We start from the raw sequence: 17,970 nt of genomic DNA, 5'->3' as shown, positions 1-17,970 counted from the left end.
TTGGTGAGTGGTGGGGATCCGCCTTCACGTTCAGACGCGGAGGAAGCGGATCAGTGGGTAGAGCGGAGCAACGCCGGTGTGACGGGTAGGACCGGCGAAGGTCGTGGCACTGTCGAGGGCCAAGCCGTGGCGGGCGGCGACTGCGACCAGATGGGCGAGTGAGTCCTGGGAGCGGGTGTCGTTGGGGCCGCGACCGTCGGCGTACCGGCTGGCGTCGGTCTTCTCGGTGGTGGTCACGAAGACGCCGTCGGTGCGCAGCACCCGGGCGACCTCGGCGATCACGGGCTCGCTGTCGTCGAGCAGATGCAGCAACCACACGGCGACCACCGCGTCGCACCGGCGATCCGCGATCGGCAGCCGGCCCGCGTCCGCCGCCGCGACATGCCCCGGCAGCCGGACCCGCGCGTGCCGCAGCATCGCCGCGGACAGGTCGACACCGTGCACCAAGTTGCCCAAAGCAACCAGCTCGGCGCCGACGATCCCGGTCCCGACCGCGAGCTCGAGTACCCGGCCGCCCTTCGGCAGCAGCGAGTCGACGGCACGGGCGGCCGCCTCCGCACGCGCCGGTCCACCACGCGTCTCGTCGTACGTCGAGGCGACGGTCTCGTCGTAGGTGTAGGCCTGCTGCGTCTTCCACAACTCCGGCCAGGCGATGCCGACCTCGGCAAGCATCCGCCGGAGCAGCGGGAGCGAGACGCCGACGACGTTGTGGTAGTCACCCTCGGTCGAGGTGACGAACGGTCCGCCCAGACCGTCGACGGTGAACGAGCCCGCCACCACCAGCGGCTCACCCGTGGCGACGTAGGCATCGATCTCGTCGTCGGTGAGCTCCGCGAACTCCACGGTCGTCGACGCCAGCTCACGCAGTTCCTGCTTGCTCTCGGTGTCGATCAGGCAGTGTCCGGTGTGCAGGATCCCGGTCCGTCCGCTCATCGCGCGCAGCCGTTCGCGCGCGACGTCCGGCGTACCGGGTTTGCCGTACGGCTCGCCGTCAAACTCCAGCACCGAGTCGCATCCGAGCACGGTGGCGTGATCGGTCAACCCCGCGACCACCGCGCGGGCCTTCAGCGTCGCGAGCAGCCGGGCGAGCTCGCCCGGGGACTCCGCGGTGATGTGGTCCTCGTCGACGCCGGAGACGATGACCTCCGGCTCGACGCCCGCCCCCCGCAGGGTCTTCAGCCGGGCCGGCGAGGCCGACGCGAGGACGAAGCGCGGGCTCACAGCTTCGCCAGCGCCCGGCGCAGCGGGTCCAGCCCGATCGACCCGAGGTTCAGCGCGTCGGAATGGAACGTCCGCAGGTCGAACGCGGAACCCTTGCGCTGCTTGGCCTCCTCGCGCGCCTGCAGCCACATCCGCTCCCCGACCTTGTACGACGGCGCCTGGCCGGGCCACCCGAGGTACCGGAGCAGTTCGGCGCGCAGGAACTCGGTCTCCATCCGGCAGTGCGCGCGCAGGAACTCGAACCCGAGGTCGGCGTTCCAGCGCTCGCCCGGCCGCCAGCCGAACGGGTTGTCCCGCGGGACCTCCAACTCCAGGTGCATGCCGATGTCGACGATCACCCGCGCCGCCCGGAAGCTCTGCCCGTCCAGCATGCCGAACCGCGCGCCGGCGTCTTCGAGGTAGCCGAGCTCCTCCATCAGCCGCTCGGCGTACAGGGCCCAGCCCTCGCCGTGTCCGGAGACCCAGCAGGCGATCCGCTGCCAGCGGTTCAGCAGGTCGGTGCGCAGCATCGTCTGGGCGACCTGGAGGTGATGCCCGGGCACGCCCTCGTGGTAGACCGTGGTGACCTCGCGCCAGGTGGCGAAAGTGTCCACGCCGCTCGGGACCGCCCACCACATCCGGCCCGGCCGGGTGGTCAGGTCCTCGCTCGGCTGCGTGTAGTAGATCGAGCCGTCCGAGGTCGGCGCGATCATGCACTCCAGGGTGCGGATCTCGTCGGCGATGTCGAAGTGCGTGCCGCCGAGCTCGACGACGGCCGCGTCGGACAGCTGCTGCATCCAGTCCCGGAAGGCTTCCTTGCCGTGCACGGTCCGCGCCGGGTCGCTGTCCAGCAGCGCCGCGGTCGCCTCGATGCCGCGGTCGCCGCCGTTCAGGCCGGCCGCGATCTGCTGCATGTCCGACTCGATCCGGGCCAGCTCCTGCCAGCCCCAGGCGTAGGTCTCCTCGAGATCGATCGTCGCGCCGAGGAAGCTGCGCGAGGCCAGCTCGTACACCTCCCGGCCGCACGCGTCCCGCTGCGGTGCCCGCGGCGCGAGCTCGGTGGTCAGCCAGCCGCCGAACTGGTCGAACGCCTTCCGGGCCGCGGCCGCCGCGGCCTCCACCGTCGGCTTCACCGCGCTCTCCGGCGCCCGCGCGGCGAGGCCGGCGAAGAAGTCGTCGCCCTCGGCCCCGGTCCAGCTGGCGATCCGCTCGGCCAGCCCGTTCACCTGCCGGACCGCCGAGACGCGTCCCAGCTCGGCCTGTTCGAGCAGCGTGTCGCGGTACCCGTCGAGCGCCGTACCGATCTGGTTGAGCCGGATCGCGACGATCTCCCAGTCCTGCTCGGTGTCGGTCGGCATCAGGTCGAACACCTGCCGCAGCGAAGCGGGAACCGACGAGATCGCGTTCAGCTGGTGCTGCGGTACGCCGGCCTCGTAGCGCTCCACCTCCAGCCCGAGCCGCTCCACGAAGGCATCCTTCGCGACCTCCTCACGGGGACTCGCGGGCTCGATCGCGCGGGCTTCGGCGAGCGACCGCCGGGCCAGCTCGGCGCGGGCCTCGAAACCTGCCGTGGTGAAGTCGGGCAGCTCGTGGTCGTGGCCGGCGATCCCGAGTTCGGTCGCCGCGATCGGGTCGAGAACGATCTCCTGCTCGAGGTGCCGTTCGGCGAGCTGGTCGATCGGGCTGTTCGGCGTCGTCGCCGGGGTACGGGCATCGGTCACGCTGCCGACACTACCGTCCGGGGGTGCTCCGAACTGACCTGATTGTTGCCGATACTGTGGCGGTCGCTGTGCCAGCCGGGGGCAGCAGAGGGACGAGAGGATCGGCGTTGAGCCAGCCACCCTACGGGCCGCCGGGCCAGAACCCGCCGTATCCGCAGTACCCCCAGCAGGGACCGCCACCGGGACCACCCCAGTACCAACAGGGACCACCGCAGTACCAGCAGCAGTACCAGCAGGGCCCGCCGCCGGGTCAGTACGGCCCGCCGCAAGGCCCGCCGAACTACGGACCGCCTGCGCAGGGCCCCGGCTTCGGCTGGGGCCCGAACTTCGGTCCCGGCGGCCCGCAGCCGCCGCGGAAGAAGTCGAAGGCCCCGCTGGTCGTGATCCTGTCGCTGATCGGTGTCGTGATCGTCGGCGGCTGGATCCTCGGCGTCGTCAAGAAGAACGCCGACAACACCACGACGCCGCCGGTCAGCCCGACCCGCTATACGCCGGAGCCCACCACGTCGGCCTCTCCGACCGAGGAGCCGACCGAGGAGCCGACCAGCACCGAGACGACCTCGACGACGCCGAACAAGCCGGCCGACTCGACGATCGTGGCGAAGAACGCGCTCTACAAGGTCGGCCAGATGCGCAGCGTCGGCTGCCGGGAACCGTCGGTCCGCCCGACCAACGCGCGGAACGCGGCCGCGTACTGGACCGCGATCAAGCCCTGCCTGGACAAGTCCTGGTCGCCGCTGGTGGCGAAGGCCGGCTACACGTTCAAGGCGCCGACGATGACGTTCTGGGCGGGCACCAACGCGACCGGCCCGTGCGGCAGCGGCCCGGTCAACGTGCCGTACTTCTGCTCGGTGAACAACAACCTGTACATGAAGGTCGACGTCTTCGTGAAGGCGTACACCGAGTACTCGGACGCGGAGTCCAAGGCCTACGCGCGGATGTGGTACACCCGCTCGGTCGCGCACGAGTACGGTCACGCCGTCCAGAACATGACCGGCATCCTGCAGGCCTCCGACAACATCCGGTACGAGCTGACCAGCTACGAGGACCGGACCCGGCAGACCCGCCGGATGGAGCTGCAGGCGAACTGCTTCGCGGGTGTCTTCCTGGCCGTCAACAAGCGGACCTACCCGATCAGCGGCGAGATGCTCTACGTCTGGAACAAGTGGGTGGTCACCGCCGGCGACAAGCCGGAGGAGGGCGACCACGGCAGCGTCGCGAGCCAGAAGCGCTTCATGGGTACGTCGTTCAAGACCGGCAACCCGGCGAGCTGCAACACCTTCGCGGTATCACCCAAGTACGTCAGTTAGACCAGTCGGCGAACTCCGGCGGCGCGACCTGGCGCCAGGAGTCGATCAGGATGTCGTGCAGTTCGGCGGCGTCCTCGAGCGCGGCGAGGCGGGCCCGAACCCAGTTCGAGCCCGCCTCGTGTTCGGGTACCCAGAACTTCTCCGGCTCCGCCGCGATCAGTTCCTCGCGCTCCAGCCGCGGACACCGGACGGCGAACGAGGTCTGGTCGTCCGGGACCGTGACGAACATCCGCCCGGCCACGTCGAACGTCGGGTGTCCCCAGCGCTGCTTCTCCACCGTCTCCGGAAAGGACAGCGCGATCCGTCGTACGTCGTCAGCGTCCAGCACGGTCACACTGTAGAGCGTTCCCGGCCCGGCAGCAGGAGCGCGGCGAGCGCACCGGCGGCCACGATCGCGGCGCCCGTCCAGACCGCGGGGACCAGACCGTCCGCGTAGCTGACCGGGGACTCGTAGGAGCCCGCCGACGCGAACACCGACGCCAGTACGGCGACCCCCATCGCGACCCCGACCTCGCGGATGGTGTTGTTCGTCCCGGACGCCACGCCTCGGTCCGCGTCCGACGCGCTGCCCATCACCACGCTCGCGGACGGCGCGAAGGTCAGCCCCATCCCGACCCCGGCGAGGACGAACGGTACGACGAGTTCGCCGTACTGCGTGGTCGCGGTGGTGATCAGTGCGATCCAGCCGAGGGCCCCGGCGAGGAACACCTGCCCGACGGTGATCAGCAGCCGCGCGCCGACCCGGTCGACGATCAGCCCGGCGATCGGGGCGACCACCAGCGGTGCCGCGGTCCACGGCAGCGTGCGGACACCGGACTGGAACGGCGTGTAGCCCTGCACGACCTGGAAGAACTGCGCGAGCAGGAACACCGACCCGAAGACGCCGACCGAGAACGTGAACATCACGACGTTCACGACGCTGAACGAGCGCACCCGGAAGAGTCGCAGCGGCAGCATCGGCGCCGCGGTCCGGCGCTCCCATCCGACGAACGCGGCCAGCAGTACGCCGCCCGCGATCAGCGAACCGAGGACTCCGCCCGAGGTCCAGCCGTCGTCGGCTCCGTGCACGACACCCCACACGATCGACAGCACGCCGGCGGTGGCCAGCACCAGCCCGAGCAGGTCGAGCCGCTTCGCCGCACCCTTCGACTCGGTCAGGACGCGCGCGGCGAGCACCACGGCGACGACGCCGACCGGGACGTTCAGCCAGAAGATCCACTGCCAGTTCAGGCCGTCCACCACCGCACCGCCGACCACCGGCCCGACCGCGACGCCGAGGCCGGAGATGCCGCCCCAGATGCCGATCGCGGCGCTGCGCATCTTCTGCGGTACGGCGTCGGCCAGCAGCGTCAGCGACAGCGGCATCACGGCCGCGGCGCCGATGCCCTGGATCGCCCGTGCGCCGATCAGCATCCACGGCTCGGTCGCCAGCGCGCAGGCGGCGGAGGCGAGCGTGAACAGCGTGATGCCGGCCAGGAACACCCGGCGCCGGCCGAGCCGGTCGCCGATCGCGGCCGCGGTCAGCAGCAGCGCGGCGAAGGCCAGCGTGTAGGCGTTCACGAACCACTGCAGGTCGGTCAGAGACGCGCCCAGCTCGGTCTTGATCACCGGGAGCGCATTGGTCACCACCAGGTTGTCGAGCGTGACCATGAAGGTCGGGATCCCCACCGCGGCGAGCACCACACCGAGCCCCCGGCTCCGCGCGGCGGTCCGTGCTGCGTCCCTCTCCTCGAGAGCGGTCGATGTCATCTCACTACCCCTTGTTGTAATTGACTGATAACAAGCTTGCGACGAGAGTATGCATCCACTGATAACATGTCAAGGGTCGAGAGGAGAGACGATGCCGAGCAGGGTCAGGCTGACGGCCGCCGAGCGGGGCGAGGAGGTGCTGCGGGCCGCCGTACAGGCGTTCGGGGTGTCCGGCTACGAGGGCACCAAGACGGACGAGATCGCCCGGATGGCCGGGGTCTCACAGCCCTACGTGATCCGCTTGTTCGGGACCAAGCAGCAGCTGTTCCTGGCCGCCGTCCAGAGCGTCTGCGAGCGGATCGAGCAGATCTTCCGCGAGGCCGCCGCCGAAAACCCTGAGCTCGACGCGCTGGGCCGCAACTACAAGCGGCTACTGGCCGAGCCCGAGCTGCTCCTGGTGCTGCTGCACGGCTTCTCCGCCAGCGGCGACCCGGCCATCGGCGACTGCGTCCGCGAGCGCTTCGGCAGCATCTACCGGCTGGTCCGGGACCTGACCGGCGCCTCGGCGCAGGAAGCCCGGGAGTTCCTGTCCACCGGCATGCTGATGACCGTCATGTCCGCGATGCAGGTGCTCGGCCCGAAGGCGATCCCGATGCCGTGGGCCGAGGAGATCATCGAGACGTTCGGGAACGAGGCCTAGTCGCGGCCGAGTTTCTGGCCGGCGGCGAACCAGATGGTCAGCGCGACCAGCGCCATCGCCGCCGCGACCACCACCAGCGACCCCGGCACGCCGGCTCCCTGAACCAGCCGCGCGGCCACCGCGCCGATCACCACCAGCAGCAAGGCGATTGCCGTCGGCAACCACCAGCGCCGGAGCGCCGCCGGACGAATCCGGACGTACGACGGAAGTTGCGCCGCGAACGCGGTGGCCAGATGCACCACCACGAGCGCCATCGCGGTGATTGCGAGACTCCAGCTGACCTCCCGCGGCGCCCGCAACAACCATCCGAGCCCGACGAGCAGCAGGAACCCCGTCCCCGCCAGCGAGTCGGGCAGTACGAGGGTCGCCAGCAGCAGCGGTGCGCCGACGATCGGCACCAGGTCCATCTCGTCCCAGGACTGCAGCGCCGGCACCACCAGCGCGACGGCTCCCGCGATCGCGATCACCGTGCGCGCGATCCGCATCGCCTGCCCCGACGCGCGGATCTGCTCGAGCCACAGCGAGATCCGTTCGGCGGCCGTCATGAGCGGATCCTCGGGGCCGCGGACAGCCGCGCCGCGTCCCGCAGTACCTCGTCCAAGGTCCCGGAACCTTGCCAGGGCACGGTCGGTACGCCGAGGTCGCTGAGGCGATCGAGATCGCGACGGCGTTCCAGCAGCCGCAGGCGCCAGGCAAGCGGCCAGGTCCGGGCGTCGTGGTCCTCGACGTCCATGATCTCGCCGACGTCGGGCGGCAAGGTGTCGATCGCGATCACCGTGCAGCCGGAGTGCACCAGCGTGACGATGTAGCCGAGCATGGTCTGCCGCAGCAGCGGACTGAGGACCAGCACCAGGCTGTCCGACCGGACCCGGTTCCGCCGCGCCAGCTGTTCTTCGTCCTGCTGCCGGCCACGCCGGTCGGCGTGCACCAGGGTGTCCAGGATCCGCCGCAGATGCCCGCGACCGCTGCCCGATCGCACCCCCCGGAACAGGCTCCCGGTGTCGATCAACCGCACCCGGTCGCCGTTGCGCAGGTAGTGCTCGGCGATCGCCGCGGCCGCCCGGACCGCGGTGTCGAGACTCGACGAGCGTCCGTCGATCCCTTCGCTGATGCCGATCTCGCCGCCGGTGTCGACCATGATCACGACCTCGGTGTCGCGGTCCGACCAGGTCGACGTGACGTGCAGTTCCTGCGTGCGGGCCGACACCGCCCAGTTGATCCGCCGCAGCCGGTCACCGGTCCGGAACGGCCGTACGCCGGCCAGCTCCGTCCCTTCACCCGGCCGCCGCGACCGGTGCAGCCCGACCAGCCCGGCCGGTCGCGGGACCGAATCCACAGCCTCGAATCCTTCGCGCAGCGGCAGCGTCGTCACCGACTGCGACTCCGCCGACGTCACCTGCAGCCGGTACGCACCGATCGTCGACGTCGCCGTGACCGTTGGCCTCTCCAACGACCGCAGTCCCCAGCGCTTCGACCGTACGCCGACCTCCAGCGTCACGTCGCCGTCCGCGACCGGTTCGGCGATCGCCGCCTGCGCCGGGTCGTACTGGAACCACGCCGTCCGCGGCAGCGCCGCCACGACCAGGTCGATGTCCGGATCCACCGCCTCCGGAACCCGCAAGCGGTACGTCGTACCCTGCCCCTCGAACAGCACGTCCGCGTCCAGCTCGGTGTGCACCTCAGGCTGCCCGGTAGGCCGGAAGAACCGCCCCCACGCAGCCAGGAACGCCAACGGCAACCCGAACACGGCCGCATCCGGACGCCGGAACAGTACGGCGACGGCGAGCAGCACCGCAGCGACGCAGACCGCCCGGATCTGCGCGTGCGTCGGCCGCCACCTCATGCGCCGGCAGTGCCGACGACGGTCGGCGGCGCCGCGACCGAACCGAGCACCGCCCGTACCACCGTCGCGCCCGTGACCTCGTGCAGCCACAGCTCCGGCCGCACCGTGATCCGATGCGCCAACGCCGGCACCGCAACGGCCTTCACGTCCTCCGGTACGACGTAGTCGCGACCCTTGATCACCGCGTAGGCCCGAGCAGTCAGCAGCAACGCCAGCGAGCCACGCGGCGACGCACCGACCAGCACCTGCGAGTCCCGTCGCGTGGCCGCGGCGAGATCGACGCAGTACTGACCGACCGTGTCGTCGACCGTCACCGTCTCGACCGTGCGTTGCGCGGCGAGCAGTCCGGCGGCGTCCGTCACCGCGTCGACGGTCTGGTCCTCGCGGCGGCGGCTCATCCGGCGGCGCAGTACCTCCCACTCCTCCGCGGGGCTCGGGTAGCCGAAGCCGATCCGCAGCATGAAGCGGTCGAGCTGTGCCTCGGGCAACGGATACGTGCCCTCGTACTCCACCGGGTTCGCGGTGGCGAGCACGTGGAACGGGCTGGGCAGCGGGAACGTCTGCCCCTCGACCGTCACCTGGTGCTCCTGCATCGACTCCAGCAGCGCGGCCTGCGTCTTCGGCGGCGTCCGGTTGATCTCGTCGGCGAGCAGCAGGCCGGTGAAGATCGGGCCCGGCCGGAAGACGAACTCGGACTCCTTCTGGTCGTACACGAAGGCACCGGTCACGTCCGACGGCAGTAGGTCGGGCGTGAACTGTACGCGGCGGAACTCCAGCCCCAGTGCCTGCGCGAAGGACCGCGCGGCCAGCGTCTTCGCCAGGCCCGGGTAGTCCTCCAGCAACACGTGCCCGCCGGCCAGGATGCCCGCCAGCACCAGCTCCAGCGCGTCGGCCTTGCCGACCACGGCCTGGCTGACCCGCTCCAGCACCTGCCGGCTCAGTGCGGACACCTCATCGAGGGTCAGCTCGGCATCAGTCGCGGTATCGCTCACGGATATCCCTCACAGGTTCTCGATGGTGTGAATCGCGTACTCGATGTCGTCGAGGGACGCGGTGCGCTGGCCGTCGCCGCTGATCAGCTGCCAGAGACGGTCCCCGGTGATCGCCCGGGCCCGCTCGGGCTCGGTCTCGGGATCGACACCGTGCCGGTGCACGAGGCGGTCGGTGGTCAGCTCGAGCAGCAACGGCCGGACCCGGCGCGCGAACGTCCGCGAGCCTTCACCGGCCCGCCGCTCACGGCTCGACTCCTGCAACCAGGTGGCGATGAACTGGGTCCGGTTGTCGTTGGCACGGACCCGCAGCGCGGCCAGCCGTTCGTCGTACCGTCCCGGCCAGCTGGTCTCCAGGACCTGCGGTACGAGCAACCGGATCGCCAGCGACCCGACTCCGATCGCGAGCGCGGCCATCACGAACCAGAGCGGCTTCGGCGCCATCCCGGCGGCGCCGAAGACGCCGACCAACAGCAGACTTCCCAGCACGGCCAGCCCGAGATGCTGGACGAGCAACTTGTTCGGCAGCAGCGAGCGGGACCGTTTGACCTCGGGCGGCGGCCCCTTCTCCTCCAACGGCGTCCAGCGGTACGACGTCATCCGGCCACCTCCGCCTGCTCGGGGCGAGCCACCGCGAGTTCCTCCCGCAACCGGAGCAACGCCGCGCGGGCCTCCGTCCGCGCCTGCTCGCTCGACCCATGCGTGGAGTACCGCGCCTCGCGGTACAGCTCACCGAGCCGGACCAGCTGCGGCTCGGAGATCCCGCCGACGCCGAGCACCCGCACGGTGAACTCGGCCGGCGTCTCGGACGCCTCCCGCGGTACGCCGGCCGACGCGGCCGCCTCCTCCAGCGCCACCCAGCACGCCACCACCGCGTCCGTCGCAGTGCCGCTGTCGATCCGGGCCAGACCCGCGTCGACCGCCTCGACAAGCCGCTCGGTCTTCACCCGTTCCCAGTCGGTGTCCTCAGGCTCCGTCTTCGGCAACCGGATCTTGCGCACGACCCGGACGATCGCCACAACGACGAGGACCACGACCGCTGCGACGACCAGGTACGCGAACGCCTGCCAGAGCGCCTGCAGCCAGGCCGGCGGCTCGGTCGGATGACTCTGGGCAGTAGGCGTCCCGAACGTGGCCGACGGCGCCGTCTGGGTCGGGGTGATGGTCGGCAGTGGGCGCGGGGTGGACCGCAGCGTGCTGTCGCTGACCGGGCGAACGGGGCCGCCGGCGGACGCGAGCACGACGAAGCCGGCCACCACGACTCCCACGGCCACAACGGCGGCCACCGCGAGCGCACCCCTACGCTGCGTCTGCATCCCGGCAGGCTACCCCCTCAAAAGCCAGTATCCAGGAAAGGAAGCCGAGATGTGGAAAACGCTTGCGCTGTCGCGGCCAGCGCACCGGCCGTGTGCTCGGCGACCAGACCGGCCCGGCCCAGCCTCTCCAGCGACGGACGTCCGAGGTAGACCGCGCCGAGGTCGCGGACATCCAGCGTGAGGTCGGCGTCCCGGGACACCGACTCACAGGTCGCGCCGTCGGGTCCACCGACCAGGTGCCAGCGGCCCGCGTTCCACGGCAGGAAGTCGTCGGCCACCTCGATCACCACGTCGACGTCGCGCGCGTACGTGCGGCCCGCGAGCGCGCGGCCGACATCGACCGGCCGGATCCACAGGCCGTCGCGCGTGATCGGCGACGGCGCCCGCGGATCGAGCAGCAGGTCGAGCAGCGGATCGTCGGACGCGAGCATCTCGCAGTGCGTCTGGCTGAGCAGGTCCGGCTCGAGCAGGTACCGCCACAGCGCGGCATGCGACGCCAGATCCACGGCGTGCACCCGCTGGACGTCGACGTACCCCTTCTCGGCGCGCTTCGTCCGGTAGTACGCGAACCCGGTCAGCTCGCCGTCGCGCTCGGCCACCACGCACCGGAGCTTCGACGCGTTCGCGGTACTGCTCGTGACGTTGTCGCTGATCGCGTACACCTGCCAGCGCTCGTCGTGCTGGAACATGCCCGGTCGCTCCAGCGCCAGCCGGTTCCGCAACTCGGCACAGCGGGCGAGGTTCTCGCGAAGGTCGACGTACCGGATCCGGATGTCGTCGATGCCCGCCACCGGGCGCAACGCGCGGGACACCTTCGGTACGACGATCTCCTGGTGGTCCGCCGCGAGTCCGTACCCGAACCGCGGGTAGATCACCGGCTCGCTCGCGGTGAGGGCCGCCAGCGGTTCGCCGGCCTCGTGCACGGCCGTCAGTTGCGCGCGCATCAGGTCGCGCAGGATGCCACGCCGCCGATGCGTCGGCCGGACGCCGACCATCGTCACGCCCGCGACCGGCAACTGCCCGCCCGGCACCGACATCCGGTGCGAGAACGTGCCGGTGTGCCCGACGAGCTGCCCGTCGTCGATCGCGACCACACTCCGCTCGCGCTCCCAGATCCCTCGCTCGGCCTCGTACTGCGCATCGGTCCACGGCGACGAGAACGCCATGTCCAGGAGCTCCAGGAGGTCGTCCCACTCACCGCTGAACTGCCCGATCTCGATCGCCATGCCTTTTACCTACCAGACGATCGGACCCTCTGGACTGATGAAAACCGTTTTCATATAATGCGGAGATGACCGCCCAGGGGAAAACGCCGTTGTCCTTGCTGGCCGGGCTTTCCGCGACCTTGCGCGAGCCCGTTCTCGAGGCGATGACCGATGCGACCACCGTCGTGGTGACGGTCGCGCAGGACGAGCTGACCGAGCGCGGCGTGCTGTCGTGGCAGGTGCGGGACGCGTCCGGCCCGATCGACGCCGGCGAGTTCGCGGTCGGCGACGACTGCGGCGCGTGCCAGTTGATCGAGTCGCTCGTGCCGCTGCTGGAGACCCTGGTCGCGCGCGGGCACTGGGATCACATCGTGCTCTCGGCGCCGCCCGCGATGGAGGCCCGGCCACTCGTCAGCACCCTCGTCGGCGTCCTGCCGGAGATCGTCGTCGACACGGTCACCTGCGTCGTCGACGCCGTACTGCTGGTCGAGCAGTTGTCCGGTGACGAGTTGCTCGCCGAGCGCGGGCTCGCGCTCGGTCTCCCGGACCGGCGCAACGTCGCGGAGCTGACCGCGCGCCAGATCGAGTACGCCGATGTCTGCGTGCTCGCCAACACACATCGCAGTACGGCGGTCGAGCGACTGGAACACCTGTTGGTCCACCTGAACCCGCGGACCTCGGTGCTGACGACGGACATGGACGGCGTACCAGGCGGACCCGTCGCGCGGACGGGACGGTTCGACTTCGACGCGGCGGAGGCCTGGGCCGGTGAGCTCGCGGCGTCGGACCGGGTGCAACCGAGTGGCGACGGGGTGACGACGGTGCTGTGGCGGTCGACGCGTCCGTTGCATCCGGCCCGGTTGAACGACGCGCTCGAGGACATCGTGCACGGTGTCGTGCGCAGTCGCGGCGTGGTCTGGCTGGCGAACCGGCCGACCCAACGGGTCCGCTGGGAGTCGGCCGGGTACAGCGCGTCGCTCGGGATGCTCGGCGAGTGGTCGGACAGCGAGCACCTGGCCGAGTGCACGGTGGTCGCGACCGGGATGGGCCTCGATCCGGCCCGCCTGCAAGCGGTCCTGGACGCCTGCCTGCTGACCGAGTCCGAGCTGGCGAAGCTGGACTGGCGCGATCTCGAGGATCCGTTCGCCGGGGTCTTCTAACCGAGCAGCGGCAGCCGGTTCGCGTGCGGACCGAGCATGTCCAGGTCGTCCTCGTCCAACGGCACCCGGCCGGTCGCCTTCAGCACGTACGTCGTGGTGTCCCAGCCGATCACGTCCCACGCGTCCGGACCGAACAGTCCGTCCAGCGTGCGCGCGGTGACCTGCAGCCCCTCGGGATCCGGCTCCGGCGCGTCCGGAAGTCCGACGGTCAGGTCCAGGTGATGAACCGTTGCCTCAAGCACCAAAGTGGCGACGAAGTCGAGCGCCGGCAACACGTGCCCCTGGGTCTCGACCCGGCGCCCCTTGGTGGCCAGTCCCAGCGCGGCCGCGCGGACCGCGGCCTCGGACACCTCCCGCCAGTGCTGCACGAGCAGACCGGGCCTGCGGTACGACGCCGCGACGCCGCGCACGAAGCTCGTGTCCACGTCGCCCTCGGGCTGCGGCGGGAAATCGGTCCAGTACGTGACGAAGTCCCGGTCGGGCTCGGCCACGGCCGGGCTGGCGAACGCGATCAGCGCGCGCTGGGCGTCGTACAGCAGATGCACCAGGAGCGGGCCGACCGGCATGCCGGGGCAGCGGGTCTCGCGCTGGAAATCCGCGTCGCTCAGCCCCTGCACGGTTTCGGTCAGCCGCCCGTAGGTCCGGCCCAGCGTGCTCGCCAGTCCGCGCGGCAACGCGCCGCGCTCGGGTGCTTTCATCCCGGCCCTCCTCGGTGTGCTCGTCTCCGAACCTAACCCGAGAACCGGTCGAGGTGTTCCGTCAGGACCGCGCGGTTTCCAGGTGCGCGGCGGCGATCGCCTCGAGGTGGCTGAGATCCGAGGCGACAGTCGCGAAGCTGTACCCCTGCTCCAGCCGCCGCTTCGCCGACTCCCCGTCGAAGGTGTGGATGCCGGCCGCGATCCCCGCCTCCCGCGCGGTCCGCGCGATCAACGCGACCGCTTCCTCGAACGGTCCGTCGACATCCGGGTCGCCCGGGAACCGCGCGCCCAGCGCGAGGCTGAGGTCCGAAGGCCCGACGTACACGCCGTCGAGGCCGGGGGTCGCGCAGATCTCGGCGACGTTCGCGAGGCCGAGCGGGGTCTCGATCATCGCCAGCACCACGGTCGCGTCGTTGCTCTCGGCCGGCACCGGTCCGATCCGCAGCGCGGCCCGCATCGGACCGAACGACCGCACCCCGACCGGCGGGTACTTCGCCGCGCGCACCGCCCGGGCCACGTCGTCCGCACTGTCGACCAACGGCACGATCACCCCGGTCGCCCCGGCGTCCAGCGCCCGCCCGATCGGTGTCGGGTCGTTGGCCTCGACCCGCACCAGCCCGACCGACGGCCGCGGGCCGATCGCCGAACCCGCGTCGATCGCCAGCAGCCCGTTGACGAGGCCTTGGTACCCGATCAGGCCGTGTTGCCCGTCCAGCACGACGTAGTCGTACCCGAGCCGCCCGATCCGCTCGGCCGCCGCCGGCGAATCCAGCGTGATCCAGTACCCGACCAGCTTCTCGCGACCCCGAACCTTCAGCGCGAAATCGTTTGCACTCATGGCTCGGACCCTATCTACACCGGCGGTACGCCGTGCCTGCGGTGCGAGAACGTCCGGTCCTTGGACTGCGCGGCGGCCAGCCGGGCGATCAGGTCGGTCCGCAGGCTCTCGGGCTCGACGATCGCGTCGATGACCAGGTCCGCGGCCAGCCGGAGGATATCGATGTCGGTCTCGTACTCCTCGCGGAGCTTGGAGACGTACTCGACCCGCTCGCCCTCGTCGGCGATCTCCTGGATCTTGTTGTAGTACACGGCGTTGATCGCCGCCTCTGGTCCCATCACCGCGATCTTCGCGGTCGGCAGCGCGACGCACGCGTCCGGCGAGAAACCCGGCCCGCACATCGCGTACAGCCCGGCGCCGTACGCCTTGCGGACGATCACCGACACCGTCGGCACGGTCGCCTCCGACACCGCGGTGATCATCTTCGCGCCGTGCCGGATGATGCCCGCCCGCTCGACCTCACTGCCGATCATGAACCCGGGCACGTCACACAGGTAGACCAGCGGCACGTTGAACGCGTCGCACAGCCAGATGAACCGCGCCGCCTTGTCCGCCGAGTCGACGAACAGGACGCCGCCCTTCACCGCCGGCTGGTTCGCGACGATCCCGACCACCTGACCGGCCAGCAGCCCGAACCCGACCACCAACTCCGGCGCGTACGCCGGCTTGATCTCGAAGAACGTGTCCGCGTCCAGGACCGCGTCGATCACGTCGTGGATGTCGAACCCGATACTCTCCTCGGCCGGCACCAGGTCCCGGGTGAAGTCCCGGGCCGGCTCGGCGGCGTCGTACGACGGGGGTCGCGAGCGCCACGAACCGGGCAGGTAGGAGAAGTACTGCTTCGCCAGCTCGATCGCCTCGGTGTCGTCGCTCGCCAGCAGGTCACCGCAGCCGGAGACGCTGGTGTGCATCCGGGCGCCGCCCATCTCCTCCAGCGTGACCTTCTCGCCGACGACCATCTCGGCCATCCGCGGCGAACCGAGGTACATCGAGGCGTTGCCGTCGACCATGATCACGATGTCGCAGAACGCCGGGATGTACGCGCCACCCGCGGCCGACGGGCCGAACAGGCAGCAGATCTGCGGGACCTTGCCGGACAGCGCGACCTGGTTGTGGAAGATCCGGCCCGCGCCGCGGCGGCCCGGGAACAGCTCCACCTGGTCCGTGATCCGCGCGCCCGCGGAGTCGATCAGCCAGAAGATCGGCAGCTCGTCGCGGAGTGCGACCTCGGTGATCCGGACGATCTTCTCGACCGTCCGGGCACCCCAGGAGCCGGCCTTCACGGTCGGGTCGTTCGCGACCAGCAACGCCGGCCGGCCGTCGACCAGGGCCCGGCCCGTGACCACGCCGTCCGCGGGCAGGCCAGGCTTCAGTGCGTTGGCGAGCTGCGCGTCCTCGACGAAGCTGCCCTCGTCGACGAGCAGCGCGATCCGGTCGCGGACGTACAGCTTGTTCTGACTGTCCAGCTTCGCCTTGGCCTTCTCCGGCGGAGCGAGCGTGGCCTCCCGAGCGACCTTGACCTCGGTCCAGTGGTCGTGCGTCATACCTGCATCATTCCACCGGGAGACCGAGGGACCGGGCGATCAGCATGCGCTGCACCTCCGACGTACCCTCGCCGATCTCGAGGATCTTGGCGTCGCGGTAGAAGCGGGTGACCGGATACTCCTCCATGAAGCCGTAGCCGCCGAAGACCTGGGTGGCGATCCTGGTAGCGGTCACCGCGGACTCGGTCGCGTACAGCTTGGCAACGGACGCCGCCTGCTTGAAGTCGGCCATCGAGGCGCCGGCGTCCTTCAGCGCCGCAGCGCGGTAGACCAGAAGCTCGGTGGCGTCGGCCATCACCTTCAGGTCGGCGATCTGGAACGCCACGCCCTGCTTGCGGCCGATCGGTCCGCCGAAGGTCTGCCGCTCACCGGCGTACTGGACCGACATCTCGAGGCACGCGCGGATGCAGCCGAGCGCGACGGCCGCGATCGCCACCCGTCCGTCGTCGAGCGTGGCCAGGAACTGCCCGAACCCCTTACCGCGCTGACCGAGCAGGTTCGCCTCGGGGACGCGGCAGTTCACGAAAGACAGCGGGTGGGTGTCGGACGCGTGCCACCCGAGCTTGTCGTACGCCGCTTCCGCGGTGAACCCCGGCGTACCGGTCGGGACGATGATCGTGGAGATCTCCGGCTTACCGTCCGGACGCTCCCCGGTGCGCGCGGTGACCGTGACACAGGACGTGATCGACGAGCCGGAGTTGGTGATGAACTGCTTCGAGCCGTCGATCACCCACTCGCCGCCGTCGAGCACCGCGCGGGTCTTGGTGGCGCCGGCGTCCGACCCGGACTCCGGCTCGGTCAGGCCGAACCCGGCCAGCGTGCGGCCCGCGACCAGGTCGGGCAGCCAGGTGGCCTTCTGCTCGTCGGTGCCGTAGGTGAGGATCGGGTTGATCCCCAGCCCGACCGCCGCCTCCAGCGTGATGCCCATCGACTGGTCGGCGCGGGAGATCTCCTCGATCGCCACGCACAGGCTGGTGAAGTCGCCGCCGGCGCCGCCGTACTCCTCCGGCGCGGTCAGCCCGAACAGCCCGAGGCGCCCCATCTTCTGCACGACCTCCACCGGGAAGTAGTGCTTGCGATCCCACTCCGCGGCGTGCGGCGCGATCTCCGCCTCGGCGAAGTCCCGGACGCTACGGCGGAACTCCTGATGCTCCGCGGACAACTCGAACATGCGGCACCCCTTCGTGCTTGACGCTTACGTAAACGTAAAGCACGCTAGGCCCATGCACAACAGCCAGGTGCCGTCGGAGACCTGGTCGATCGCCGAGCTGGCCGCCGAGTACGACGTCAGTCTCCGCACGATCAGGTTCTACGAGGACCGCGGCCTGCTCTCCCCCGAACGCCGCGGTACGGCACGCGTCTACCACTCGCGCGACAAGGTCCGCCTCGGCCTGATCCTGCGCGGCAAGCGGCTCGGCTTCTCGCTCGGCGAGATCGCGAAGATCGTCGACATGTACGACGCCGAGCCCGGCGAGGAAGGCCAGCTCGTCTACCTCCTGGAGCAGATCGCGCACCGCCGCGCCGAGCTGGAGCAACGCCGCCAGGACATCGAGGACGCCCTGAAGGACCTCGCCGAGGTGGAGGCCCGCTGTCAGGCCGACCTCGAGGCGCTGCGCACGCGCTGAATCTCCCCCGGGCGGGCGTCGCCCCAGCACAATCTTCCCGGCCTGGTCTCCCCCAGTACGGACGATGGGCGGGAGGCGACGCCGGGATTACCGTGAGGAACGGGGCCGCCGTCCATGCGACGGAGGGAGAAC

At 70.5% G+C, this 17,970-nt stretch carries 18 protein-coding genes; 4 read left to right on the top strand and 14 right to left on the bottom strand.

The window, feature by feature from the left end; all coding sequences use genetic code 11:
- Window positions 1-30: 30 nt before the first annotated feature.
- Together ACFYRH_RS30655 and ACFYRH_RS30650 are read right to left on the bottom strand one after the other, a co-directional pair.
- Window positions 31-1,221 carry a Maf family nucleotide pyrophosphatase gene (locus ACFYRH_RS30655; RefSeq protein ID WP_387782614.1) on the bottom strand — a complete coding sequence of 397 codons (1,191 nt, stop codon included), beginning with the start codon at window positions 1,219-1,221 and terminating at the stop codon, window positions 31-33.
- The gene (locus ACFYRH_RS30650; protein WP_387782612.1) at window positions 1,218-2,921 is read right to left on the bottom strand and encodes a DUF885 domain-containing protein; all 1,704 of its coding nucleotides are present in this window, start codon (window positions 2,919-2,921) and stop codon (window positions 1,218-1,220) included. Before ACFYRH_RS30650 ends, ACFYRH_RS30655 begins: the two co-directional genes overlap by 4 nt.
- 107 nt (window positions 2,922-3,028) lie before the next feature.
- Here ACFYRH_RS30650 and ACFYRH_RS30645 point away from each other — a divergent pair, with 107 nt between their 5' ends.
- Entirely contained in the window at window positions 3,029-4,231 is a 1,203-nt protein-coding gene (locus ACFYRH_RS30645) for a neutral zinc metallopeptidase (protein ID WP_387782610.1), read from the top strand.
- Here the strand turns inward: ACFYRH_RS30645 and ACFYRH_RS30640 are convergent.
- Together ACFYRH_RS30640 and ACFYRH_RS30635 are read right to left on the bottom strand one after the other, a co-directional pair.
- Window positions 4,224-4,559, bottom strand: coding sequence for an MmcQ/YjbR family DNA-binding protein (locus ACFYRH_RS30640; protein WP_387782608.1), 336 nt, complete (start codon window positions 4,557-4,559; stop codon window positions 4,224-4,226). The two genes, ACFYRH_RS30645 and ACFYRH_RS30640, sit on opposite strands and share 8 nt — an antisense overlap.
- Before the next feature lie 2 nt (window positions 4,560-4,561).
- Window positions 4,562-5,980 (bottom strand): DHA2 family efflux MFS transporter permease subunit, encoded by a 1,419-nt coding sequence (locus ACFYRH_RS30635; protein ID WP_387782606.1) that lies wholly within the window; start codon window positions 5,978-5,980, stop codon window positions 4,562-4,564.
- A gap of 91 nt (window positions 5,981-6,071) precedes the next feature.
- Between ACFYRH_RS30635 and ACFYRH_RS30630 the strand changes: the two genes are divergently transcribed.
- Entirely contained in the window at window positions 6,072-6,620 is a 549-nt protein-coding gene (locus ACFYRH_RS30630; RefSeq protein WP_387782604.1) for a TetR/AcrR family transcriptional regulator, read from the top strand.
- Here the strand turns inward: ACFYRH_RS30630 and ACFYRH_RS30625 are convergent.
- Genes ACFYRH_RS30625 through ACFYRH_RS30600 form a run of 6 tightly spaced genes read right to left on the bottom strand, consistent with a single transcriptional unit; the run spans window position 6,617 to window position 11,994 of the window.
- On the bottom strand, window positions 6,617-7,165 hold the full coding sequence (locus ACFYRH_RS30625) for a hypothetical protein (protein WP_387782603.1): 549 nt from the start codon (window positions 7,163-7,165) through the stop codon (window positions 6,617-6,619). The two genes, ACFYRH_RS30630 and ACFYRH_RS30625, sit on opposite strands and share 4 nt — an antisense overlap.
- On the bottom strand, window positions 7,162-8,463 hold the full coding sequence (locus tag ACFYRH_RS30620) for a DUF58 domain-containing protein (protein WP_387782601.1): 1,302 nt from the start codon (window positions 8,461-8,463) through the stop codon (window positions 7,162-7,164). Before ACFYRH_RS30620 ends, ACFYRH_RS30625 begins: the two co-directional genes overlap by 4 nt.
- Window positions 8,460-9,455, bottom strand: coding sequence for an AAA family ATPase (locus tag ACFYRH_RS30615; protein ID WP_387782599.1), 996 nt, complete (start codon window positions 9,453-9,455; stop codon window positions 8,460-8,462). The genes ACFYRH_RS30620 and ACFYRH_RS30615 overlap by 4 nt, the downstream gene beginning before the upstream one ends.
- 9 nt (window positions 9,456-9,464) lie before the next feature.
- Window positions 9,465-10,052: a hypothetical protein gene (locus tag ACFYRH_RS30610; RefSeq protein ID WP_387782598.1), complete on the bottom strand. Its 588-nt coding sequence runs from the start codon at window positions 10,050-10,052 to the stop codon at window positions 9,465-9,467.
- Window positions 10,049-10,768, bottom strand: a complete 720-nt coding sequence (locus ACFYRH_RS30605) for a DUF4129 domain-containing protein (RefSeq protein WP_387782596.1) — start codon at window positions 10,766-10,768, stop codon at window positions 10,049-10,051. Before ACFYRH_RS30605 ends, ACFYRH_RS30610 begins: the two co-directional genes overlap by 4 nt.
- Before the next feature lie 17 nt (window positions 10,769-10,785).
- Window positions 10,786-11,994 carry a GNAT family N-acetyltransferase gene (locus tag ACFYRH_RS30600; protein ID WP_387782594.1) on the bottom strand — a complete coding sequence of 403 codons (1,209 nt, stop codon included), beginning with the start codon at window positions 11,992-11,994 and terminating at the stop codon, window positions 10,786-10,788.
- Between the two features lie 65 nt (window positions 11,995-12,059).
- Between ACFYRH_RS30600 and ACFYRH_RS30595 the strand changes: the two genes are divergently transcribed.
- Window positions 12,060-13,133: a CobW family GTP-binding protein gene (locus ACFYRH_RS30595; protein WP_387782592.1), complete on the top strand. Its 1,074-nt coding sequence runs from the start codon at window positions 12,060-12,062 to the stop codon at window positions 13,131-13,133.
- Here the strand turns inward: ACFYRH_RS30595 and ACFYRH_RS30590 are convergent.
- The 4 genes from ACFYRH_RS30590 to ACFYRH_RS30575 all read right to left on the bottom strand — a co-directional run bounded on the left by ACFYRH_RS30590 (window position 13,130) and on the right by ACFYRH_RS30575 (window position 17,384).
- Window positions 13,130-13,831: a maleylpyruvate isomerase N-terminal domain-containing protein gene (locus ACFYRH_RS30590; RefSeq protein WP_387782590.1), complete on the bottom strand. Its 702-nt coding sequence runs from the start codon at window positions 13,829-13,831 to the stop codon at window positions 13,130-13,132. The two genes, ACFYRH_RS30595 and ACFYRH_RS30590, sit on opposite strands and share 4 nt — an antisense overlap.
- Before the next feature lie 61 nt (window positions 13,832-13,892).
- Window positions 13,893-14,669 carry an HpcH/HpaI aldolase/citrate lyase family protein gene (locus ACFYRH_RS30585; protein WP_387782588.1) on the bottom strand — a complete coding sequence of 259 codons (777 nt, stop codon included), beginning with the start codon at window positions 14,667-14,669 and terminating at the stop codon, window positions 13,893-13,895.
- A 14-nt stretch (window positions 14,670-14,683) separates the two neighbouring features.
- Window positions 14,684-16,213 (bottom strand): acyl-CoA carboxylase subunit beta, encoded by a 1,530-nt coding sequence (locus ACFYRH_RS30580; protein ID WP_387782586.1) that lies wholly within the window; start codon window positions 16,211-16,213, stop codon window positions 14,684-14,686.
- Window positions 16,214-16,220: 7 nt separating this feature from the next.
- A complete protein-coding gene (locus ACFYRH_RS30575; RefSeq protein WP_387782585.1) occupies window positions 16,221-17,384 on the bottom strand; it encodes an acyl-CoA dehydrogenase family protein in 1,164 nt (387 codons plus the stop codon).
- A gap of 52 nt (window positions 17,385-17,436) precedes the next feature.
- Here ACFYRH_RS30575 and ACFYRH_RS30570 point away from each other — a divergent pair, with 52 nt between their 5' ends.
- Window positions 17,437-17,838 (top strand): MerR family DNA-binding transcriptional regulator, encoded by a 402-nt coding sequence (locus ACFYRH_RS30570; RefSeq protein WP_387782583.1) that lies wholly within the window; start codon window positions 17,437-17,439, stop codon window positions 17,836-17,838.
- Window positions 17,839-17,970 lie beyond the last annotated feature (132 nt).

This window comes from Kribbella sp. NPDC004875, assembly GCF_042873375.1.
Taxonomy (GTDB): domain Bacteria; phylum Actinomycetota; class Actinomycetes; order Propionibacteriales; family Kribbellaceae; genus Kribbella.
Note: the sequence above shows the minus strand (reverse complement) of the source record. Positions and strands in the feature narration are given on the sequence as shown.

What these genes read in the sequence shown, in the direction of transcription:
- ACFYRH_RS30610 (WP_387782598.1), bottom strand. Translation starts at nt 10,052, where the DNA reads ATGACGTCGTACCGCTGGACGCCGTTGGAGGAGAAGGGGCCGCCGCCC.
- ACFYRH_RS30580 (WP_387782586.1), bottom strand. Translation starts at nt 16,213, where the DNA reads ATGACGCACGACCACTGGACCGAGGTCAAGGTCGCTCGGGAGGCCACG.
- ACFYRH_RS30595 (WP_387782592.1), top strand. Translation starts at nt 12,060, where the DNA reads ATGACCGCCCAGGGGAAAACGCCGTTGTCCTTGCTGGCCGGGCTTTCC.
- ACFYRH_RS30590 (WP_387782590.1), bottom strand. Translation starts at nt 13,831, where the DNA reads ATGAAAGCACCCGAGCGCGGCGCGTTGCCGCGCGGACTGGCGAGCACG.
- ACFYRH_RS30620 (WP_387782601.1), bottom strand. Translation starts at nt 8,463, where the DNA reads ATGAGGTGGCGGCCGACGCACGCGCAGATCCGGGCGGTCTGCGTCGCT.
- ACFYRH_RS30600 (WP_387782594.1), bottom strand. Translation starts at nt 11,994, where the DNA reads ATGGCGATCGAGATCGGGCAGTTCAGCGGTGAGTGGGACGACCTCCTG.
- ACFYRH_RS30570 (WP_387782583.1), top strand. Translation starts at nt 17,437, where the DNA reads ATGCACAACAGCCAGGTGCCGTCGGAGACCTGGTCGATCGCCGAGCTG.
- ACFYRH_RS30585 (WP_387782588.1), bottom strand. Translation starts at nt 14,669, where the DNA reads ATGAGTGCAAACGATTTCGCGCTGAAGGTTCGGGGTCGCGAGAAGCTG.
- ACFYRH_RS30605 (WP_387782596.1), bottom strand. Translation starts at nt 10,768, where the DNA reads ATGCAGACGCAGCGTAGGGGTGCGCTCGCGGTGGCCGCCGTTGTGGCC.
- ACFYRH_RS30625 (WP_387782603.1), bottom strand. Translation starts at nt 7,165, where the DNA reads ATGACGGCCGCCGAACGGATCTCGCTGTGGCTCGAGCAGATCCGCGCG.
- ACFYRH_RS30575 (WP_387782585.1), bottom strand. Translation starts at nt 17,384, where the DNA reads ATGTTCGAGTTGTCCGCGGAGCATCAGGAGTTCCGCCGTAGCGTCCGG.
- ACFYRH_RS30630 (WP_387782604.1), top strand. Translation starts at nt 6,072, where the DNA reads ATGCCGAGCAGGGTCAGGCTGACGGCCGCCGAGCGGGGCGAGGAGGTG.
- ACFYRH_RS30635 (WP_387782606.1), bottom strand. Translation starts at nt 5,980, where the DNA reads ATGACATCGACCGCTCTCGAGGAGAGGGACGCAGCACGGACCGCCGCG.